General features: G+C 61.8%; 22 protein-coding genes and 1 tRNA gene. 14 read left to right on the top strand and 9 right to left on the bottom strand.

Annotated elements, in window-relative coordinates; translation table 11 throughout:
- The first annotated feature begins 331 nt into the window (after positions 1–331).
- Complete coding sequence (locus DDF70_RS10570) at positions 332–4252, top strand: Ig-like domain-containing protein (RefSeq protein ID WP_114944830.1); 3921 nt, start codon at positions 332–334, stop codon at positions 4250–4252.
- Positions 4253–4463: 211 nt separating this feature from the next.
- Here DDF70_RS10570 and DDF70_RS10575 read toward each other — a convergent pair whose 3' ends face one another.
- Positions 4464–4781, bottom strand: coding sequence for a hypothetical protein (locus DDF70_RS10575; RefSeq protein WP_114944831.1), 318 nt, complete (start codon positions 4779–4781; stop codon positions 4464–4466).
- A complete protein-coding gene (locus DDF70_RS10580) occupies positions 4781–4987 on the bottom strand; it encodes a hypothetical protein (protein WP_114944832.1) in 207 nt (68 codons plus the stop codon). The genes DDF70_RS10575 and DDF70_RS10580 overlap by 1 nt, the downstream gene beginning before the upstream one ends.
- Positions 4988–5130: 143 nt before the next feature.
- Here DDF70_RS10580 and DDF70_RS36520 point away from each other — a divergent pair, with 143 nt between their 5' ends.
- The 3 genes from DDF70_RS36520 (at position 5131) to DDF70_RS10590 (ending at position 6347) form a co-directional block, all read left to right on the top strand.
- Complete coding sequence (locus tag DDF70_RS36520; RefSeq protein WP_162820335.1) at positions 5131–5304, top strand: hypothetical protein; 174 nt, start codon at positions 5131–5133, stop codon at positions 5302–5304.
- Between the two features lie 64 nt (positions 5305–5368).
- Positions 5369–6049: a thermonuclease family protein gene (locus DDF70_RS10585; RefSeq protein WP_114944833.1), complete on the top strand. Its 681-nt coding sequence runs from the start codon at positions 5369–5371 to the stop codon at positions 6047–6049.
- Positions 6050–6056: 7 nt separating this feature from the next.
- The gene (locus DDF70_RS10590) at positions 6057–6347 is read left to right on the top strand and encodes an excalibur calcium-binding domain-containing protein (RefSeq protein WP_245435439.1); all 291 of its coding nucleotides are present in this window, start codon (positions 6057–6059) and stop codon (positions 6345–6347) included.
- Positions 6348–6361: 14 nt separating this feature from the next.
- Here DDF70_RS10590 and DDF70_RS10595 read toward each other — a convergent pair whose 3' ends face one another.
- Complete coding sequence (locus DDF70_RS10595; protein ID WP_114944834.1) at positions 6362–6628, bottom strand: DUF7696 family protein; 267 nt, start codon at positions 6626–6628, stop codon at positions 6362–6364.
- An 81-nt stretch (positions 6629–6709) separates the two neighbouring features.
- On the opposite strand from DDF70_RS10595, the gene DDF70_RS10600 reads away from it, so the two are divergent.
- Positions 6710–6955, top strand: coding sequence for a DUF6894 family protein (locus DDF70_RS10600; RefSeq protein ID WP_114944835.1), 246 nt, complete (start codon positions 6710–6712; stop codon positions 6953–6955).
- A gap of 390 nt (positions 6956–7345) precedes the next feature.
- Here the strand turns inward: DDF70_RS10600 and DDF70_RS10610 are convergent, their stop codons facing one another.
- On the bottom strand, positions 7346–7762 hold the full coding sequence (locus tag DDF70_RS10610) for a hypothetical protein (RefSeq protein ID WP_162820336.1): 417 nt from the start codon (positions 7760–7762) through the stop codon (positions 7346–7348).
- Positions 7763–7990: 228 nt separating this feature from the next.
- Between DDF70_RS10610 and DDF70_RS10615 the strand changes: the two genes are divergently transcribed.
- A complete protein-coding gene (locus tag DDF70_RS10615) occupies positions 7991–8344 on the top strand; it encodes a hypothetical protein (protein WP_114944838.1) in 354 nt (117 codons plus the stop codon).
- Positions 8345–8870: 526 nt separating this feature from the next.
- Here DDF70_RS10615 and DDF70_RS10620 read toward each other — a convergent pair.
- Positions 8871–8945 (bottom strand) — tRNA-Thr (locus DDF70_RS10620).
- Positions 8946–9009: 64 nt separating this feature from the next.
- Positions 9010–10236, bottom strand: coding sequence for a 5-aminolevulinate synthase (gene hemA, locus DDF70_RS10625; protein WP_114944878.1), 1227 nt, complete (start codon positions 10234–10236; stop codon positions 9010–9012).
- 383 nt (positions 10237–10619) lie between these two features.
- Between hemA and murA the strand changes: the two genes are divergently transcribed.
- From murA to DDF70_RS10650, 5 genes are all read left to right on the top strand, one after another.
- Entirely contained in the window at positions 10620–11909 is a 1290-nt protein-coding gene (murA, locus tag DDF70_RS10630; protein ID WP_114944839.1) for a UDP-N-acetylglucosamine 1-carboxyvinyltransferase, read from the top strand.
- 131 nt (positions 11910–12040) lie between these two features.
- Positions 12041–12481, top strand: coding sequence for a DUF2948 family protein (locus DDF70_RS10635; protein WP_114944840.1), 441 nt, complete (start codon positions 12041–12043; stop codon positions 12479–12481).
- Positions 12481–13773, top strand: a complete 1293-nt coding sequence (gene hisD / locus DDF70_RS10640) for a histidinol dehydrogenase (RefSeq protein ID WP_114944841.1) — start codon at positions 12481–12483, stop codon at positions 13771–13773. Before DDF70_RS10635 ends, hisD begins: the two co-directional genes overlap by 1 nt.
- Before the next feature lie 16 nt (positions 13774–13789).
- Positions 13790–14275, top strand: coding sequence for a UPF0262 family protein (locus DDF70_RS10645; protein ID WP_114944842.1), 486 nt, complete (start codon positions 13790–13792; stop codon positions 14273–14275).
- A gap of 3 nt (positions 14276–14278) precedes the next feature.
- Positions 14279–14761: an arsenate-mycothiol transferase ArsC gene (locus tag DDF70_RS10650; RefSeq protein WP_170316053.1), complete on the top strand. Its 483-nt coding sequence runs from the start codon at positions 14279–14281 to the stop codon at positions 14759–14761.
- Here the strand turns inward: DDF70_RS10650 and DDF70_RS10655 are convergent.
- From DDF70_RS10655 to DDF70_RS10665, 3 genes are all read right to left on the bottom strand, one after another.
- Positions 14726–15049, bottom strand: a complete 324-nt coding sequence (locus DDF70_RS10655) for an AzlD family protein (protein ID WP_114944843.1) — start codon at positions 15047–15049, stop codon at positions 14726–14728. The two genes, DDF70_RS10650 and DDF70_RS10655, sit on opposite strands and share 36 nt — an antisense overlap.
- Positions 15046–15747 (bottom strand): AzlC family ABC transporter permease, encoded by a 702-nt coding sequence (locus tag DDF70_RS10660; protein WP_114944880.1) that lies wholly within the window; start codon positions 15745–15747, stop codon positions 15046–15048. The genes DDF70_RS10655 and DDF70_RS10660 overlap by 4 nt, the downstream gene beginning before the upstream one ends.
- 74 nt (positions 15748–15821) lie before the next feature.
- A complete protein-coding gene (locus DDF70_RS10665; protein WP_114944844.1) occupies positions 15822–16490 on the bottom strand; it encodes a TerC family protein in 669 nt (222 codons plus the stop codon).
- Between the two features lie 437 nt (positions 16491–16927).
- Here DDF70_RS10665 and DDF70_RS10675 point away from each other — a divergent pair, with 437 nt between their 5' ends.
- Genes DDF70_RS10675 through DDF70_RS10685 form a run of 3 tightly spaced genes read left to right on the top strand, consistent with a single transcriptional unit; the run spans position 16928 to position 20132 of the window.
- Entirely contained in the window at positions 16928–17596 is a 669-nt protein-coding gene (locus DDF70_RS10675; protein ID WP_114944846.1) for a tripartite tricarboxylate transporter TctB family protein, read from the top strand.
- Positions 17596–19098, top strand: a complete 1503-nt coding sequence (locus DDF70_RS10680; protein ID WP_114944847.1) for a tripartite tricarboxylate transporter permease — start codon at positions 17596–17598, stop codon at positions 19096–19098. Before DDF70_RS10675 ends, DDF70_RS10680 begins: the two co-directional genes overlap by 1 nt.
- Positions 19099–19157: 59 nt before the next feature.
- Positions 19158–20132, top strand: coding sequence for a tripartite tricarboxylate transporter substrate-binding protein (locus tag DDF70_RS10685; protein ID WP_114944848.1), 975 nt, complete (start codon positions 19158–19160; stop codon positions 20130–20132).
- The last annotated feature ends 124 nt before the right edge of the window (positions 20133–20256 follow it).

The raw sequence follows: 20256 nt of genomic DNA on the forward strand, positions 1-20256 counted from the left end.
TCCTCGAATAGGAAGGCTGGCGCTCCACAACGTGGCAGAATAGTGACATTCTGTCCCATAATAGCTGGCATCCTGCAAAGTTAAGTCGGCTCTTCATTAAGCGCCGGTTGATTATGTCATTGATATCAAAAGCTAATCTAGCCCGTTATGGGTGAGTTCAGCAGAAATACTCAATAATCCAAACCAAATTCTCTGCCATTCCTAGACTAGGAAAATCCGTTAACAAAGTTTGCTGCCGCAATGATAGCCTCGTGATTTCGCGCGCGGGCGGCAACGCCTTGGCGGGCGCAAGTACAAGATCATAACAAGCTAGAGAGGAAGAGGGGCAACGATGGCAAGCGGTATCCTTAGTTTCACGTCCAATGAAGTTTCCCCGTGGGCCGATGGCGTTGCCGAGGATGGCGAAGGAGGATCTACCGACTTAGCCGGCAAGGTTATTCAGATTGGACTACTCAAAGACACCAACGGTAACATCCTCAATACCCCTATCGAATGGCAAAGCGAGTCCGTATCGGGTTTCGGTGTGGATTTCAGCGGCCTGACGACCTACGAACCGCAATACAACGATGAACAAGTGGATGTGGGCTGGGCTGGCTTTGTCATCAAAAGTGCCGACTTGTCCGAATTTCAGATCAACGGCTTTCAGTGGATGGACTGGGGCTATGCGCAGGACTCGACGGGTGAGCCTATCAATGTTACGGGCTATCGTGATGGTAAGCCGGTTGCCTCCTCCACCTTCAATTCAAATAATTCCCCAACGGTTATTACCGTTAACCTCAACTCACAGTTCGACGCGGTTGATGAGGTCCGCATCATGTTCTCGTCCGCGCATGGATGGGCGACTATCAACACCATTGAGATTGCTGACGCTGCTATAGACACGGCACCTCCCGATACCACGATCACGGCCTCTCCTGCCTCTCTAACGAATAGCTCAAGCGCGACCTTCGTATTCACCTCGAATGAACCCGGCTCTACCTATTCTATGTCGCTGGATGGTGGCGCCTTTACTGCAGCAACCAGCCCAAAAACCTTTAGTGGGCTGGCCGATGGCGCTCATACCGTGATGGTGCGGGCGCATGATGCTGCTGGAAACGTTGATCCAACCCCAGCAACCTATACTTGGACCGTTGACACCACCGCGCCGACAGTGACGATTACCAGCAGCAAGCCGTCTCTGAAGGTCGGCGAGACGGCGACTATCACATTCACCTTCAGCGAAGACCCGGGTTCGAGCTTCAGCTGGGACGGCACCAGCGGCGACATCGCGGTCAGCGGCGGCACGCTGTCCGCGATCAGCGGCACCGGCACCACCCGCACCGCCACCTTCACCCCGAACGCGAATACCGACGCCGGCAGCGCCAGCATCCGCGTGCTGGCCGGCACCTACCAGGACCTTGCTGGAAACGATGGCACCGCCAGCAACAACCGGGCGCTCAGCTACGACACCAAGGCCCCCAACGCGCCGTCCATCCCGTCCCTGACCGTCAGCGACGATTCCGGCGCCTCCAGCAGCGACTACGTCACTAACAAGGATCCGCTGACCTTCAGCGGCACCGCCGAGGCCGGCGCCACGGTCAAGCTGTACGATGGCGCCGCGGAGATCGCCTCCGTGACGGCGAGCGGCGGCACCTACACCATCCAAGTGACTGGCCTCGAAGAAGGCAACCACACCCTAACGGCGGTGGCTTTCGATGCGGCCGGCAACGCGAGCACAGCGTCTGGCGGCCTGGCAGTCACGGTCGACCGCACGCCACCCACGACCACCATCGCTAGCGCCATGCTGTCTGCCGACACCGGCGCGTCGGTTAGCGACATGATCACTTCGATCGCGCCGCAGACGATCTCCGGCACCCTGAGTGCCAATCTGGCCGCGGGTGAGCAGGTTATGGTCTCGCTCGACAACGGCGCCACCTGGAATCCTGTCATCTCCAGTGTAGGCACCAACACATGGCAGCTTGTGACCATGCTCAGCGGCAGCGGTGTGCTGCAGGTGCAGGTGGTCGACTTGGCCGGCAATGCTGGGACGACCTATACGCACGCCTATGCGCTCGACACGGTGGCCCCGGGCGCGCCGTCCAGACCTGACCTTGACACCGGCAGCGACAGCGGCAATTCCGACACCGACGATATCACTGGCGTGACGCAGCCGACCTTCAGCGGCACCGCCGAAACTGGCTCAATCGTCAGAATCTACGAAGGCGCAACCGAAATCGGCCATACGACGGTTATCGGAACCACCTGGCAGATCACCCCCGATCAGCCGTTGAGTGAAGGCAGTCACACCATCACGGCCAAGGCTACCGACTTGGCCGGCAACGTTAGCGACGCTTCTCAGGCGCTGACCGTGCAGATCCTCACCGCGGGACCGCTCACTACGATCCAGACCCTGGTGCTCTCCAGCGACTCCGGCGTGGTTGGCGACTTCATCACCAACGCGAATGCGCAGACCCTCTCCGGCACACTCAGCAGTGTACTGGCGGCAGGCGAGCGCGTGCAGGTCTCGCTCGACGGCGGCCACGGCTGGACCGACGCCGCCAGCGCGGCGGGCAGCAACGCTTGGTCGTTGCCGGTGACGCTCACGGCCGGAGACCACGACATCCGGGTGCGAGTGCTCAATGCAGTTGACAATTCAGGGCCGGTCCGCGTGCAAGCCTACACGCTGGACTCCTCCGCTCCGACGCTTGCTCTCACCAATCCAATCGACAATGCCACGAACGTGTCTACCTCGGCCGACCTGACGCTGACGTTCTCAGAGGCAGTTCACAAAGGTGTCGGGACGATTGAACTGCATACTAGCAACGGCACAGTCATCGAGAGCTTCGACGCAGCCACAAGCAACCGTGTCAGCATTGCTGGGAATGTGCTCACGGTTGATCCGACCAGCCCGCTTACGAGTGCAACCGGCTATTATCTGACCATCTCCGCGGGAGCTCTCACGGACTTGGCCGGGAACAGCTTTGCGGGTTTTGCTGACACCACCACCTTCAACTTCACCACAGCTGCACCCATCGGCCCGGTAGTCACTCCCAACGAGCATGGCGGGCGCGAGATCACCATCACGGACCCAGGCCAGCTCACGGCAGACCTGGGTACAAGCGGGACTGACACGGTGTTGTACGCCGGCTTAGGCACGGTAACGCTGCCCAATACGGTAGAAAACATCAGGCTCTCGGGTGCTGGTGATGCCAATGCGGTCGGCAATGGTTTGATGAACTTCTTCCAGGGGAATGCCGGCGACAACCTTTTTGATGGCGCTGCCGGGAAGGATGCCATCTTCTATGACGTGTCCCTCGCAGACGTGAGCCTCTCCTATAATGCTGACGGCACGCTGACGATCAGTGGCGCAAGAATTGGCACTGACACTATCAAGAACGTTGAACTGCTGCACTTTGCCGATCAGGTGGTGCTCGCTAACCCTCCGCCAGCCCACACGCCCGGCCTGTTCAACGAGGCCTGGTACCTGGGCCAGAACCCGGACGTTGCAGCCGCGGTCAAGGCTGGAACCTTTAGCCGGGGCTTTGAGCACTTCCTGAAGTTTGGTGCTCAGGAGGGCCGGGCTGCTGCGCCTGGCAGCAGTGGCTGGGACGAGCAGTTTTATCTTGCTCATAACCCGGATGTAGCCGCGGCTGTGAAGATGGGCGCTCTCGCGTCGGGGTTTGAGCATTTCCTAAAGTTCGGCGCTCAGGAGGGTCGAGCCGCTACAGCAGATGGCGAGGGCTGGAATGAGGATTTCTATCTCCAGCACAATCCCGATGTTGCAGCAGCAGTCAAAGCCGGTGGTCTGGCCTCAGGTCTTGAGCACTTCCTGCAAAATGGTGGTCCAGAAGGTCGGGCGGCTGACCCGCAGGCACTGGGGGTGGATGAGGCATTCTATCTAGCCCAGAACCCCGATGTGGCGGCTGCCGTGCAGGCTGGCTGGCTGTCGAGCGGAATGGATCATTACTTCACCTGGGGAGCCCGAGAGGGGCGTGATCCGAACGCGATGTTCGATGAGGCTTGGTATCTATCCCACAACCTCGATGTGGCAGCGGCTGTTCAGGCGGGAGGGTTTGCGAGCGGGTACGACCACTATCAGCATTTTGGCTGGTCGGAGGGACGGGATCCGTCCGCATGGTTCGACGTGAGTGCCTATCTGGCAGCCAACCCGGATGTGGCCACAGCTCATGTGGATCCACTCACGCACTACCTGACTTATGGCGTTCGCGAGGGCCGGACGATTGTCGCTGCTGGGACTGACCTCTGGGTTTAGGCTTCAGCGCATTCGGATTAGATGGAGGGCGGGTAGCTATTGCTCCCCGCCCTTTTTGCATGTTGCGGGAGGAGAGCCAGGACCCGCGTGGCAAACAACAGCCGCCCGGCGCGTTATCGGCAGGTATTAGCCACGTAAGAAGAGACGATATCTGCGGTAATGCTGGCGAAGTTCAGCTGCTGTTCAGTTTGATCCATAACTCATCCAATGCCTATGAGGCTGAGGCGTGATCAGTTAGCTGATCGCTTAGCTGGGTCAAGCCACTCAGGCAGGTGCGGGCAATTCTCAATCCCGACCGCTCCAGCCACATGTCGAAGATCTCGTCGGCAGACCTTTGCGCTTCGTCGGCCGTCTCGGCGAACCCCAGAAGCGGCACCTTGGCGTTATGCGGCATGCCATTTATGGCCCAGACCCATTGTCCGTCACCGAAGCCGCCCGTCTTATGCTGGTACACAAGACAGAAGGCGTGAGAGCCTAAGCCGCCTTCAATGCCCTCCCGCCACTGGCAGGTTCTCCACTTGAGAGGCATCAGCGGCTCCTCGGAGGCATAGGCAGATCCTTATAGGACACGCCCAAAGCCGCATCCCGCACAGCGTTATCCCGCACAGCGTTTGCCTTCACGCCATAGAGACGGCCGATCTTGGCCCACTCCCGGTCGCCGACGACATAGCGCAGCCGGATATCGAGAACCTGCTCGACCGTCAGCTTGCGGGATGTCTTCTTGAATCTGCTCATCCGTATTCGACTCAGCGAGAACGAATAGCGAACATGATCCTTGAAGGGCTGCTGTGTCGAGCCTGAGGGCCAGAAGCCGGGGGCTGGCTGTGGAAACAGTGGATAGAGCCTATCATGCGCTCTTAGTGAACAAGGAGAAACGCATGGATATCGCTGAGAGGCTCAAGGCTGCTGCAGAGAAAGATGAAGCCCTTCCCCTCAACGAGGTGCAGGCACTCTTCATTGAGGCCGCCGACGAGATTGAGTATCTCCGATCCTTGCTCGAGCCGTTTGATGAAATAGGGCTAGAGGGGGTGCCACCTCAGGGCAGAGCCTAACAGGCTGTGTTCGATAGGGTGGCCGCTTGCAGACCAACTAACCATCGTGCAACTTCCTCGGATTATGAAGTCTCTTGCTCTCGTCGCGTTCGCTTTCCCCCTTTTCCTTCATCCCGCCGCTGCTGCCCCGGCCATCTCAGGTCAGGCTGATGTCGTCGACGGCGACACTCTGTCAATTCGAGGGCAGTCTTCGAGGATCCGCCTCTATGGCGTCGATACGCCCGAGGGCCAGCAGACGTGTGAGGATGCTGCCGGCAAGCGGTACCTCTGCGGCTCCCTGGCGGCTGAAGCCCTTTCGGCTCTTATCGGTCGGAATGGCCGTGTGACCTGCCAAGAGCAGGACCGCGACCGCTATGGCCGAATCGTCGCCGTTTGCGAGGCGAATGGGCGGGAGATCAACGCGGAGCTGGTCCGCCAAGGTTGGGCGCTTGAGTACAAGCAATATTCCGATGGCCGTTATGCCGCCGCAGAAGCTGAGGCCCGGAAAGCAAAGCAGGGGCTTTGGGCCGGAAAGTTCGTGGAGCCTTGGGAGTGGCGTCGCGGAAAGCGGCTTTCATCGGAGGCTTCGACGGGCGCCGACCGGAAGTGCGCCATCAAGGGCAACATCTCGGGTGCGGGCAAGATCTATCACCTGCCGGGCACCCGGGCATACGACAAGACAGTGATCAACGAGGCCAGCGGCGAACGCTGGTTCTGCACCGAGGATGAAGCAAGGGCGGCCGGGTGGCGCGCGCCAAGGGGCTAGGGGGCCTATGATGAAGTGGGGGGTGATCGCGGCTTTGGCCGCAATGGTGACGGCTGCGCCTGTGGCCGCGACGGGGAGCGTCTCTGAGCAGCCGGTGAAGCCCGGCGTCGAGCGGGTAAAGGAGTACGTCGTGGCACAGCGCAGGAGCTGCAAGGCGGCGAGCACCTGCGAGGAGGCCGTCGAGATGTGGTGCGGTGGCTACAGTCGCGCCGACGCTGATGGTGACGGCATTCCGTGCGAGAACGTCTGCCGGTCGAGGTCCCAGGTGGACGCAATCAAGCAGCGGATCGGCTGCTAGCCGTACGCGAGCGTCTACTTCTTGGCATCACGAACTTCCTGGAGGCGGCGCGCCATCTCCAGGATCGCCTCAGCAGCCTGAGGTCCTCGGATCCCGACCACGCCTCTATCAATGGTCTTTCCGTTCTCGTCCTTGCGTCCGTTGAAGAACACATCCCGTTCCTGCTTGGAAATTTTCAGGACAGTGCGCGCCTCGGTCTCGATCCGCCATTCCTCAGACCAGGTGCTGACGGTCTCGCCGGTGAGCTCGGAGATGGCTGTGGTGTCGCGGGAATAGGTCATAGCAAGCTAATAGTCTGAGACGATGAACAAAGGATGCTGCAGTCCGGTTGTTACCCACAGTTCAACGGGCCTGGAGCGCCGATGCCTCGCTTTTTCTTCGATACCTTCGATGGTGAGTTCTCTTCTCAAGACGATGTCGGGCTAGATCTACCAAGCATGGATGCAGTTCGACATGAGGCCCAAATGGCGCTTCCGCATATGGCCCAAGATGCCCTGCCGGACGGCAATTACCGTACCTTTGTCGTGAATGTCCGTGACGAGGATGGGAAGAGCGTGTTGAGGGCTGCGCTCTCGCTGGTCATGTCCGAGGGGCCGTTCGAGGACTGATCACGGTGTCGCGGGAGCAGGTCATGGGGAGCGTATAGAGGGAAGGGGTGAAGAGGGGGTTAGTTCTTACGCTTAAATAGCAACGGTGATCTCGTAGCTTCGTTGCCTACCAGCAGTGAGTCGGCCGGGACCATTCTCTTCACCAGCCTTTTCTCAGGGAAGAACTCTTCTAGGATCAGTATCATGGATTGATGCTGGAACGTCGAAATACTCGCAGAGGCCTCCGCGGTCCACTCGATAAAACGGTCAGCGTCAATTCCGTCGTTCCTGGATCGCAGTATGCCAAATGTTCCTATGTCCTCACCCAGTGGTGAGAGTGAGTTCCCCGTAGCTTGATGTAAAAACATAGAAAATACGTGATCGTCGGCAAATGTATTTAGATTTTTAATATCAGTTGCACCGTGATAAATGGTGAGTTATATTGTTACGAAGCTCCTTGACTGTAGCGTATTCTGGGTCATTTTTTAGTTCTAAAAATTCTTCAGCCTTCTCAAGAAAGTGCGATAGATTTTGACTCTTGCTGCGTCGTAATCTTTTAGCATATCCGTCGATGAAGTAGATGTATTCGTAAACCTTGGCGCTCAGCAGGCGGAAAATAATGAGTGAATTAACTCCAATGTACGTTTTGACAACTTCCGAGTCCGTCTTGCGGTGGCCATGGAAGATCGCGAGGCGCGAAAGTACAGCAACATCGTTTGCCGCCACTGATGATCCAACAACCAGCGAAAATATATTTCTATCTAAGGTTCTGAGTTCCTTCTTGGTAAAGCGGAGCTCACCGAATTCGAAAACCTGAAAGTCGCTCATACTGTCTCTGTTCTCATCCTCCTCTCCCACCATAGCGGCTAGGTTAAGTCCGTAAACATGCTTTCCCGAGGAACGGCGAGAGTCGTGACGGAGGGCATCTCATCCTCCTCTGGAAGAGAAGAGGAAGGGGCTAAAGTAGGCAGCTGCCACCATTCACGATGGAACTCGCGTCCGATCTATGAGACTTTCGGCCTAATCGCCATGCGTGACTCTCGTTGTGAGGTTTAAGTGAACGCAAAAGGTCCCAAAGCCACCGATGAAGAAATCGAAGCCCTGAAGCGGCAGATAAAAGTCTCGCTTGCCGTCTACGACGCTGAGCACGCTCGGGCTACGAGGCAGATGGCGGAACAACGGGCACGACATAACTCCGGAAAGAGGAAGGCCGGTGCACCAGCTCCACCGAATGCGGATCCGCCCAAGGAGCTACTGATACCTGCGTACTCGGGGAAACCGCCTGCTGGAGGTCTTCTAAAGGTCTTCCTTATGATTATCGGTCTGATCGTCGTCGTCGGCATAGCGAGAAGCTTTTTTGAGGGCCCAAAGCGCCCCTCATCATATGAGATTGACTACAACCGTCGCTAAACCGGTGCTCCAGCCCTCTCCCATCACACCATAGCGGCTAGGCTCTGGCAGCAAGCGAAACTTTCCGAGGAGTCCTTTAGGACGATGGAGGGCGCTCTTTATCCTCCTCTCGAAGAAAAGACGGAGGAGGGGCCAAGTTTGTCTAAGCCGCTATGCCTAAGCTTCTTGACCTTGGACAACTCGCTCCATTCGCTCGTCCTATTGTTCGAGCTGTCGAACTCTCCATAGGTCCCAGCCTTGGCCGGGAAGCGGATGCGGTAATAGACGCGGGTGCTTTCGCTCGTTCCATGCTCCCGGACGCGAGAGGGACAGGAAGAGCCTTGGACAGACCCACGTTTTCGAGAATGGCTGAATCAAGCTGAGCCGTTACTACGGGCAGTCGGATAAGGCGGGAGAACCGAGCAGAAATCGGCGTGCCATATATGAAGCACTCTCTGCGTGCCGCCCAGGTGCTGCCCACAACACGCAAGTATCGAACTTGGTCGGGCAGAAAGCCCAAGAAGCTTAGAACCTTCAAGGGCTTGGCTGGTGCTGCCAGAGAGGATCGAACTCTCGACCTCTCCCTTACCAAGGGAGTGCTCTACCACTGAGCTACGGCAGCGCGCCAACGGGGAGGGCCGCTTACTGCCACAGGGCAGCCCTCCATGCAAGCTTGAAAATGATCTTTATTCAGCGGCCTGGATTTTTGGCTCGAGCGGAAGCCTGAGCGCCGTCCAGACTTCCACCAGGGCGGCCGCCAGGGCGTCGATGTGTGCGTTCGAATGGAAGGGGCCGGGCGTGATGCGCAGCCGCTCGGTGCCACGGGGCACGGTCGGGTAGTTGATCGGCTGGATATAGATGCCGTGCTTGTCCAGAAGCCGGTCGGACGCCGCCTTGCAGGCTTCCGCATTGCCCACCATCACCGGCACGATATGCGTGACGGTGTCGAGGACAGGCAGGCCGACGCCGCTCAGAACCGCCTTGGTCCGAGCCACCTGACGCTGCTGCTGCTGGCGCTCGGCGGACGAGGCCTTGAGGTGCCGTATCGAGGCCGTGGCCGCCGCGGCGACCGCCGGGGGGAGTGCGGTGGTGAAGATGAAGCCCGGCGCGAAGCTGCGGATGGCGTCCATCACGGCCTTGGTCCCCGTGAGATATCCGCCCATGACGCCGAAGGCCTTGCCTAAGGTGCCTTCGATCACGTCGATCCGGTGCATGGCGCCCTCGCGCTCGGCGATGCCGGCGCCGCGGGGGCCGTACATGCCGACCGCATGGACCTCGTCGATGTAGGTCATGGCACCATAGCGTTCGGCGAGGTCGCAGATGGCGTGGATGGGGGAGATGTCCCCATCCATGGAATACACGCTCTCGAACACGATCAGCTTGGGCCGGTCGCCCGCCGCCCGGAGCAGCTCTTCCAGGTGGCCGAGATCGTTATGGCGGAAGATCGCCTTGTCGCAGCCGGACTGGCGCACACCCTCGATCATCGAGTTGTGGTTGAGCGCATCCGAGAGGATCAGGCAGTTCGGGATGAGCTTGGCCAGAGTCGAGATGCCGGTCTGGTTCGACACGTAGCCCGAGGTGAAGACGAGGGCCGCCTCCTTGCCGTGCAGGTCGGCGAGTTCGGCCTCAAGGGCCACGATGGGATTGCTGTTGCCGGAGATGTTGCGGGTGCCGCCGGCGCCGGTTCCGAGCCGCCAGGCGGCCTCGACCATGGCGCGGGTCACGTCCCGGTTCTGGCCCATGCCGAGGTAATCGTTCGAACACCAGACGGTAATGGGGCGCGGGCCTTCCGGGGAGTGCCAGATCGCCTGGGGATAACGGCCGGCCAGCCGTTCGATGTCGGCAAAAACGCGGTACCGCCGCTCGGCCTGGAGACGCTCGAGGGCTGACGTGAAGAAGTTTTGATAATCCATCATCTCACCGGGTGGGCAACGCAATGCCCGGGGATCCTGGACCCATTATGCCAGATCGCATTGATCCGGGTCAAAGTCCTGAACCGTGATATTGCGGTTGAGAGCCGCTTGCGAAGCCTCTATTTGATAAAGGCGACGATGGGTCGCGTGAACCATGACTGACGTGAAATCGCAAGAGAAAGCTGACCGGCTGAAGGCGGCCTTGAAAGAGAATCTTAAGCGTCGCAAGGCTCAAGCTCGGGGACGGCAGGCCGTGAAGGTGTCCGGAACCGAAACCGGGAGCTTGAGCGTTACGGACGAGCGCGACAAGCCGTCCGACTAGCCGGAAGAGCTTAAGACGCGCATAGCGCATGGTTCGCTAAAAGTTTTGCAAGGGGAATTCGATGGATCGCATTCGCATCCGGGGCGGCGCGCCTCTCAACGGCTTGATTCCGATTTCAGGTGCCAAGAATGCGGCCCTGCCTCTCATGATCGCCAGCCTTCTGACGGAGGACACCCTGGAGCTCGGCAATGTGCCGCGCCTCGCGGACATCTCCTCCCTGCTGCGGATCATGAGCAATTTCGGCGTCGATCACTCGATCGCCGGCCGCCGGCCCGGCCAGTCGTCGGAGACGGGGCAGACCATCCGCCTGACGGGAAAGAACATCATCGACACCACGGCCCCGTACGAGCTGGTCTCGACCATGCGGGCGAGCTTCTGGGTCATTGCTCCCCTGGTGGCCCGGTTCGGCCATGCCAAGGTGTCCATGCCCGGCGGCTGCGCCATCGGCACCCGGCCGGTCGACCTGCTCATCATGGCGCTTGCCAAGCTCGGCGCGGCCATCGAGATCGAAGCCGGCTATGTGGTGGCGACGGCCCCGAAGGGCCTGATCGGCGCCGAGATCGACTTCCCGAAGGTGACCGTGGGCGGCACCCACGTGGCCCTGATGGCCGCGACGCTTGCCCAGGGAACCACTGTGATTCGCAACGCCGCCCGCGAGCCCGAGGTGGTGGATCTGGCCGAATGCCTCATCAAGATGGGGGCCAAGATCAAAGGCGCCGGCACCTCGGAGATCGTGGTCGAGGGCGTGACCAGCCTCGGCGGTGCCTCCCATGATGTCATGCCGGACCGCATCGAGACCGGCACCTATGCCATGGCGGTCGCCATGACGGGGGGCGACATCGTCCTCGACAATACCCGGGCCGATTATCTCCAGGCCGCCCTCGACGTTCTGGGCCAGGCGGGAGCCGAGGTCTCGCCGACCCATGGCGGCATCCGCATCCGGCGCAACGGCAACGGCATTCAGCCGGTCGATGTGACCACCGATCCGTTCCCGGGCTTTCCGACCGACCTGCAGGCCCAGTTCATGGCTCTCATGACCCGGGCGAACGGCACGTCCCGCATCCGCGAGACGATCTTCGAGAACCGATTCATGCACGTGCAGGAACTCGCTCGCCTCGGTGCTCAGATCCGCCTCGACGGGGACAGCGCCTATGTGGACGGCGTTGCCGGCCTCAAGGGAGCACCGGTCATGGCGACTGATCTGCGCGCCTCCGTGTCGCTCGTCATCGCGGGCCTCGTGGCCGAAGGCGAGACCACCATCAACCGGGTCTATCATCTGGATCGCGGCTTCGAGGCCCTGGAGGCCAAGCTCGCCCGCTGCGGCGCTCAGATCGAGCGCCTGAGAGGCTAAAACAAGCGGGCCGGCATCGATGCCGGCCCTTTTCTTTTCCGCGCCATGAAGAAGAAGCCCCTGGGACAGGTTGCGCCGGGGCAGGGGGCTCTCTACCTAAACCTTAAAGTTCAACAATAGGTTGGTGGCTCATGGACCTCCTGAGACTTGTCGCTTTCGATCCGGAAGATCTTGCCGTCATCTCCGCTCATCTGCAGGATTCCCTGCTGCGGGTGGGCGATATCGCCTATCTGCCGAAGGAACGGCGTTTCGCCATTCAGACCCGCCGCTATGACTGGGAAGCGGATAAGCCCCAGCGCCGGCTGACCTGCATGCATTTCGAGAACGTCACCGGCGTGCGCGTCCGCGGCATCGACCAGACCAACAAGGATGCGGTTCTTAACCTTCTCGCCATTGCCTTCGAGGAGACCAATGCCCCATCGGGCACTGCCACCTTGATCTTTGCCGAAGGTGGAGCCATCCAGGTGGACCTGGAGTGCATCGAAATGCAGATGAAAGATACCGGCCCGGTCTGGGCCGCCGAAAGCCGCCCCTCGCACGAGGAACAGCTTCAACCGGCGGGGCGCCTGTAATGGCGCAGAGGCTCGATGCGCGGGAGCCGTCCTTCCCGCTGGCTTTCGCCGCTCTCCTCTCAGCCAAGCGGGAGGTGTCGGAGGATGTCGATCAGGCTGTGCGCGCCATCATCGAGGATGTGGTCGCGCGGGGCGACGAAGCCCTGATCGACTTCACCTACCGCTTCGACGGGCTGGCGCTCCAGCCCGAGACCCTGCGCATTTCGGATGCCGAGATCGACGCGGCCGAGGCCCAGTGCCCGCAGGAGGCGCTGGAAGCCCTGGCTCTGGCCAAGGAGCGCATCGAGACCTATCACCGGGCCCAGCGCCCTCAGGATTCCATGTCCACGGACGCGCTCGGCGTGACGCTGGGCTGGCGCTGGACGGCGCTCGAATCCGTCGGCCTCTACGTACCCGGCGGACGGGCCAGTTATCCGTCCTCCGTTCTCATGAACGCGGTGCCGGCGAAGGTCGCGGGCGTGCCGCGCATCGCCATGGTGGTACCGACCCCGAAGGGCGAGACGAACCCGCTCGTCCTGGCGGCCGCGCGCCTTGCCGGTGTCGACGAGGTCTTCCGCATCGGCGGCGCGCAGGCGGTGGCGGCGCTCGCCTACGGGACCGAATCGGTGCGACCGGTCGCCAAGATCGTCGGTCCCGGCAATGCCTATGTGGCGGCCGCCAAGCGCCGTGTCTTTGGCCAGGTCGGCATCGACATGATCGCCGGTCCCTCCGAGGTGCTGATTCTGGCGGATGCCCACGGGAATCCCGATTGGATCGCGGCCGATCTCCTGGCCCAGGCCGAGCACGATCCCGCGGCGCAGTCGATCCTCGTGACGGATTCCCCCGCTCTCGCCGATGCGGTGGAAAAGGCCGTCGAACGCCAGCTCAAGACCCTGCCCAAGGCGGATATCGCCGGCGCGAGCTGGCGCGATTACGGTGCTGTCATCCTGATCGACCACCTCGAGAACGCAATTCCCCTCGTGGACCGGCTTGCCCCTGAGCATCTCGAAATCGAGACGGAAAACGCCGAGGAGCTTGCGGCCAAAGTCCGCAATGCCGGCTCGATCTTCCTCGGCAGTCACACGCCGGAAGCCATCGGCGATTATGTCGGCGGCCCGAACCACGTGCTGCCCACTGCTCGTTCCGCCCGCTTCTCCTCGGGCCTCGGCGTCCTTGACTTCATGAAGCGAACCTCGATCCTGAAATGCGATGCGGACGCGCTGCGTGCGCTCGGCCCCGCGGCGATCACGCTCGGGCGCTCGGAAGGACTGGAGGGGCATGCGCGGTCGGTCGCGATCCGCCTGAACCTTTAACGATAGGGAAGGGCGGATGGCGAGCGAAGCGAAGGAGCGGAGCCGGCTTGTGGCCGTCACCCTCGACGAGGCCTCCATCGGCCGGGGCAATCCCGATCAGGAGCATGAGCGAGCCATCGCCATCTACGACATTCTCGAGGCAAACCACTTCGCCTTGCCGAACTACGACGGCGGTCCTTATGGCCTGCGAATCTCATTGGTCGAGAAGAAGCTCTGCTTCGAGGTCACCGCACAGGACGGCGCGCATCTCGTCTCGCATCACCTCTCGCTGACGCCGTTCCGCAAGGCGATCCGCGACTACGAGCTGATCTGCGACAGCTACTATCAGGCCATCCGCTCCGCCTCGCCGGCGCAGATCGAAGCCATCGACATGGGGCGGCGCGGACTGCACAACGAGGCGGCCGAAATCCTGATGAAGCGCTTGGACGGCAAGCTGGTCCTCGATTTCGATACGGCGCGCCGCATCTTCACGTTGATCTTCGCGCTTCACTGGAAGGGCTGACGCTTGGACGAGCCCCGCTCGAAACGGATCCATTCGGTTCTGTTCGTCTGCGCCATGAATGCGGTGCGTTCCGTCATGGCGGAAGCCATCGCGCGGCACTACTTCGGGCAATCGATCTATGTGCAATCCGCCGGCGTCCGCAAAAGTGACGCGGACGCTTTCACGGCATCGATCCTGTCCGAGATCGGCATCGATGCCTCCAAGCACAGGCCGCGCACGCTTCAGGAACTGGAGGAATGGGAGGGGCTGAATTTCGATCTCATCATCTCCCTCTCGCCGGAGGCGCACCACGCGGCGCTCGAACTGACGCGCACCATCGCGGCGGAAGTGGAATACTGGCCGACGCCCGATCCGACCATCACGCAGGGTTCTCGCGAGCAGGTGCTCGACGCCTATCGCAACATTCGCGATGGATTGATGTACCGCATCCGCCTGCGGCTCAAGCAGGGTTCAACCAAAAGCCCTGATGACGGCGAGGGTGCCTAGGCCCACGAGAAGGCCGACGATGTCGATCCGCGTCAGGGCCATCGCCACGATGGCTGCCGTCAGAGCGATGATCGCAGGCAGGCCATTGTCGATCACCACCGGCAGGATCGTCGCCAGGATGATGGAGCCGGGCAGAGCGCGAAGACCTCTCTCGATGCGCCGCGTAAGCCGCACCCGGCTCATCACGACGACGCCTGCGATGCGGCACAGGAACGTCACCAGGGCCATGGCACTGATGGCGAGAATGGAGCCCCATGGGCTCGCGATGATCGTTCCGGCCGTGTTCATTCGATCAGCATCCCGGCCGCGACCCCGGCCAGAGCGCCGGCGATGATGAAGACATATCCGGGCACGAAGGCATGGACAATGAGGGAGACGAGACCCGCCACGAGCCAGGGCAGGGCGGGTTTCGCACCTTTCCACAATGGCACCAGCATGACGCCGAAGAAGATCGGCATGACGAGATCGAGGCCGAAGCGCCTCGGCTCCGGCACGAGGGCACCCGCGAAGAAGCCGCTGAGCGTTGCAAGGAGCCAGACCAGCCAAAGGATGATCCCGCAGCCTAAGAGCACGCCGACATCGCGGCCGCCCTCGTTGTGATAGCGGGTTCCGACGAGCCATCCCGCTTCGGTGATGAGGAACAGATTGAGGGTCGTGCGGGCGAGCGGCTCATCCTTGAGCCACGGCTGAAGGGTCGCGCCCAGGAGGATCATGCGCGCGTTCACGACGGCCGTGACGGTCATGATCGTGAGGATCGTCGAAGGCGTCCAGGCCTGCTGCCAGATTTCGAGGCCGACCATCTGGGAGGCTCCGGCATAGACGAAGGCGGAAAGGCCCAGCGTTTCGCCGAGCGACAATCCCTTCTGGGCCGCCGCCGTACCGAAGGCTACGGCGAACATGATGAAGCCGGGAAAGGCGGGAATCGCCGCGCGGGCGCCGGAGCGCAATCCGGCAGTGGAAAAATATGGGCGGGGACCGGGAGACATGAGCGTCACGCTCTCTGCCTTCCCGCATCCCCGCCGTCAATTGAAGATTGCGAATGAGCTCAGGCTCGTCGGATTTAGCCGACGGTGCCGTTCACCAGCGGATAGACCTCGAGGAAGCCCTCGTAGATCATCTTGAGCGATACGTAGAGGATGATCGCCAGGCCCACATAGGCAATCCAGCGGAAGCGCTGGAGCAGGCGGGCAATATACGAGGCCGCAATGCCCATGAGGGCGATCGAAAGAAGCAGGCCGAAGGCGAGGATGTAGGGGTGCTCGCGCGCCGCGCCGGCCACGGCCAGGACGTTGTCGAGGGACATCGACACGTCGGCGATGACGATCTGCCAGGCCGCCTGCGCGAAGGTCTTGCGGGGTGCCTTGCCGGCGATGGTGCCGTCCTTGTCGAGGTCCGCGCCTTCCAGGGCTTCCTCGGCGGCCTCTTCTTCCTCGTGGGTCGTGCGCAGCTCGCGCCACATCTTCCAGCAGACCCAGAGCAGCAGGATGCCGCCGGCGAGAAGCAGACCCACGATCTGGAGAAGCTGGGTCGTGACCAGCGCGAATGCGATGCGCAGGACGGTGGCGGCAAGGACGCCGAGGAGGATCGCCTTGTTGCGCTGTTCCTTGGGAAGGCCGGCCGCGGCCATGCCGATGACGATGGCATTGTCGCCGGCGAGCGCCAGGTCGATGCCGATCACCATCAGGAAGGCGACGACCTCGGGTCCGAAAAGCTGCGAGAGATCAAACATGCAGTGCCTCATATGTCGGTTGAGGGACAGCACATGCGAGACGCTCAAAAAGACGCATCTGTCGCCGGCTCGGTCCAGAATTCCTCGGGCCGGGAGCCGAAATGCAGGCAAAACCGTCTTTTTGAACGAACCCAGGCCGCCCTGGTTTTCATCCAGTCCGACATCGTCGCTCCTGTTCTAAGGAGCGACCAGAGGGGCCCGGCCTGGCTACAAGGTTCCATCTAGACAAGACGAGGCCAGGGATCAAGTCACCTCCCGCAGGGTTCAGGTCCCTGTCCTATAGTTTAATAGACGTTTTCCCTAAGGATTGGTCATTCAAGCAGGTCTTGTTGAGAAGCATTCTCGGCGGGACAACAGAAGCTTGATCCAGACTGCGGCCTCGGGCCATATCGGTCGCAATAACCTTGGGCGCGAGTGCGCCTGCCGGGAGGTCGTCCATGTCTGTTCTTCACGAAGGCACCGAGCCTACGCGCCATCGCGGGCCGGTGCGCGCCCCGCAAAGCCTTGCGGGTGGGGTTCTCCTGGTCGCCCTTGCGGCTCTTGCGCTGTTCCTGACTCGGGATCTGGACCAGGGCACGCTCAACGCCATGGGCCCGGCCATGCTGCCGCGCTGGCTCGCCATCGGCGTCGGGCTCTCGGGTCTGGCCCTGCTGGCCGCAGCCTTCCTCAAGGACGGCGATCTCCTGGAGCGCTGGAGCTTGCGCGGGCCGGTCTTCGTCATCGGCGCCATCGTGGCCTTCGCCCTGACCATTCGCGGCTATTCCTTCGGAGCCTTTGCCATTCCGGGCCTCGGCCTGCTGGTCGCCGGCCCGCTCGCCATCATCCTCGGCGGGTTCGCCACCTCGGAGGCACGCCTGCGCGAACTCGTCATCCTGGCCTTGAGCCTCACCCCGTTCTGCATGGTGCTGTTCGGCGACCTGCTCAACCTGCCGATCCCGGTCTTTCCGCAGGCGTTGGCGAGCCTCTTCCCCGCCGACTGGTCGCAGAAGGCGGTGCTGCGTGCCTGCGCGGCCGCCATGACGGCCGGCGCCATCGTAGCGTACTTCGCCACGCGCAACCAACGCCCAGGCCCCGTGGACGTGGCCGACCACAGCGGGAGAATCTGATGGGTGATTTCTTTTCGAACCTGAGCCTCGGCTTCGGCGTCGCGCTCAGCCTCCAGAACTTGGGCCTCGCCTTCCTCGGCTGCCTTGTCGGCACCCTGATCGGCGTGCTGCCGGGCGTCGGCCCCATCGCCACCATCGCCATGCTACTGCCGATCACCTTCGGGCTCGATCCCACCGGCGCGCTCATCATGTTGGCCGGCATCTATTACGGCGCCCAGTACGGCGGCTCGACCACGGCGATCCTGGTCAACATCCCCGGCGAGGCCACCTCCGTGGTAACCGCCCTCGACGGCCACGAGATGGCCAAGCAGGGGCGTGCCGGCGTGGCGCTCGGCATCGCGGCCATCGGGTCGTTCTTCGCCGGCACGGTGGCGACGCTCGTCATCGCGGCGCTGGGCGCGCCGCTCACGGGTCTCGCCCTGGTGTTCGGCCCGACCGAGTACTTCTCGCTCATGGTCATGGGTCTCGTCTTCGCCGTCGTGCTGGCGCGGGGCTCGATCCTGAAGGCCATCGCCATGATCCTGGTCGGCGTGCTGCTGTCCACGGTCGGCACCGACCTGGAGACCGGCGAGGAGCGCATGACCTTCGGCCTGCCGTTCCTGTCCGACGGCATCGACTTCGCGGTGCTCGCCATGGGCATCTTCGGCATCGCCGAAATCATGCGCAATCTCGATCACACGGAACACCGCGATGTGGTGCGCCAGGCCATCGGCCGGCTCCTGCCCAACAGGGACGACTTCCGGCAATCCTACAAGCCGGTGGTGCGGGGCACCATTCTGGGTGCGATCCTGGGCATCCTGCCCGGCAATGGCGCGGTGCTCGGGCCGTTCGCGTCCTATACGCTGGAGAAGAAGCTCGCCAAGGATCCGCGCCGCTTCGGCCGCGGCGCCATCGAGGGCGTGGCGGGGCCTGAGAGCGCCAACAACGCCGGCGCGCAGACGTCGTTCATTCCGCTCTTGACGCTCGGCATTCCGCCGAATGCCGTGATGGCCCTGATGGTCGGCGCGATGACGATTCACGGCATCATTCCGGGCCCGCAGGTGATGACCAAGAACCCGACCCTGTTCTGGGGCATGATCGCCTCGATGTGGGTGGGCAACCTGATGCTGCTCGTCATCAACCTGCCGATGGTCGGCATGTGGGTGCGGCTCCTGAAGGTGCCGTACCGGCTGATGTTCCCGGCGATCCTGATGTTCTGCGCTATCGGCATCTACTCGATCAACTCGCTGCCGACCGACGTGATGTTCATCGGTCTGTTCGGGTTCGTAGGCTATGCGCTGATCAAGTTCGGGTTCGAGCCGGCCCCGATGCTGCTCGGCTTCGTGCTCGGCAAGCTGATGGAGGAAAACCTGCGGCGCGCCCTCATCATCTCGCGCGGATCGCTGGAGACCTTCATTAATCATCCGATCAGCGCCGGCCTGCTCGCCGTCGCCGCTATCCTTCTTGTGATCGCTCTTCTGCCTTCCATTCGGAAAGGACGCGACGAGGTGTTCACGGAGTAGCTTGCCTTCAACCCAGCCTTGTCCATGTAAGGCCATAACCAATACCAGGGAGGAAACTGATGAAGACAATCGCACTGGCCCTCGCCACTGTCGCCGGCCTGGCCGCAACCGGCGCCCAGGCCCAAGGGTATCCCACGCGACCGATCACCATGATCGTGCCTTTCGCGGCCGGCGGCCCGACGGACGTGATCGCCCGCATCGTCGGCGACCACATGAGCCGCACTCTCGGCCAGCAGATCGTGATCGAGAACGTGGCAGGCGCCGGCGGCACCACGGGCATCACCCGGGCGGCCCAGTCTCAAGCAGACGGCTACACCATCATGATGGGCCACATGGGCACCCACGGCGCCGCACCCGCCCTGTACCCGAACCTGAAATACGATCCGACCAAGGACTTCGCCCCTATCGGCGTTGCCGCCGGCACGCCGATCGTGATCGTGGCCAAGAAGGACTTCCCGGCCAACGACCTGAAGGGTTTCCTCGACTACCTGAAGACCAATGCCGACAAGGTGAACATGGCTCATGCGGGCGTGGGCTCGGTGTCCCACTCCACGGGCATCTTCTTCAACTCGGTGGTCAAGGTGAAGCCGACCATGGTCGCCTATCGCGGTACGGGCCCGGCCCTGAACGACCTGATGGCCAACACGGTCGACTTCATGACCGACCAGATCGTCAATGTCGCCCCGCAGATCCAGGGCAACAACATCAAGGCCTTTGCCATTGCAACGCCCGAGCGTTCGCCGGTGCTGCCGAACGTGCCGACCACCAAGGAGGCCGGCCTCGAGGGCTACGAGGTCAGCGCCTGGAACGCGGTCTTCGCCCCCAAGGGCACCCCGCCCGACGTGGTCAAGAAGCTCAACGATGCGCTCGTGAAGTCCCTGGACGACGAGAACACCAAGAAGCGTCTTCTCGATCTCGGCGGCGTGCTGCCGACCGCTGCGGAGCGGACCCCCGAGGGCCTGCAGAAGCTCGTCGAGAGCGAGGTTGCCCGCTGGACCCCGGTCCTCAAGGCCGCTGGCGCCACGGCCGAGTAAGCTTTTCGAAGCGTGAGCATTCGAGGCGGCGGGATCCAGATCCCGCCGTTTTCCATTTCGGTGCCTTGAGATTTCGAACAGGGCTTGAAATTGCCCGCCCGGGCGATTACACCCTGCCTCACGT

The sequence above is a fragment of the Microvirga calopogonii genome, assembly GCF_003347665.1.
Classification (GTDB): domain Bacteria; phylum Pseudomonadota; class Alphaproteobacteria; order Rhizobiales; family Beijerinckiaceae; genus Microvirga; species Microvirga calopogonii.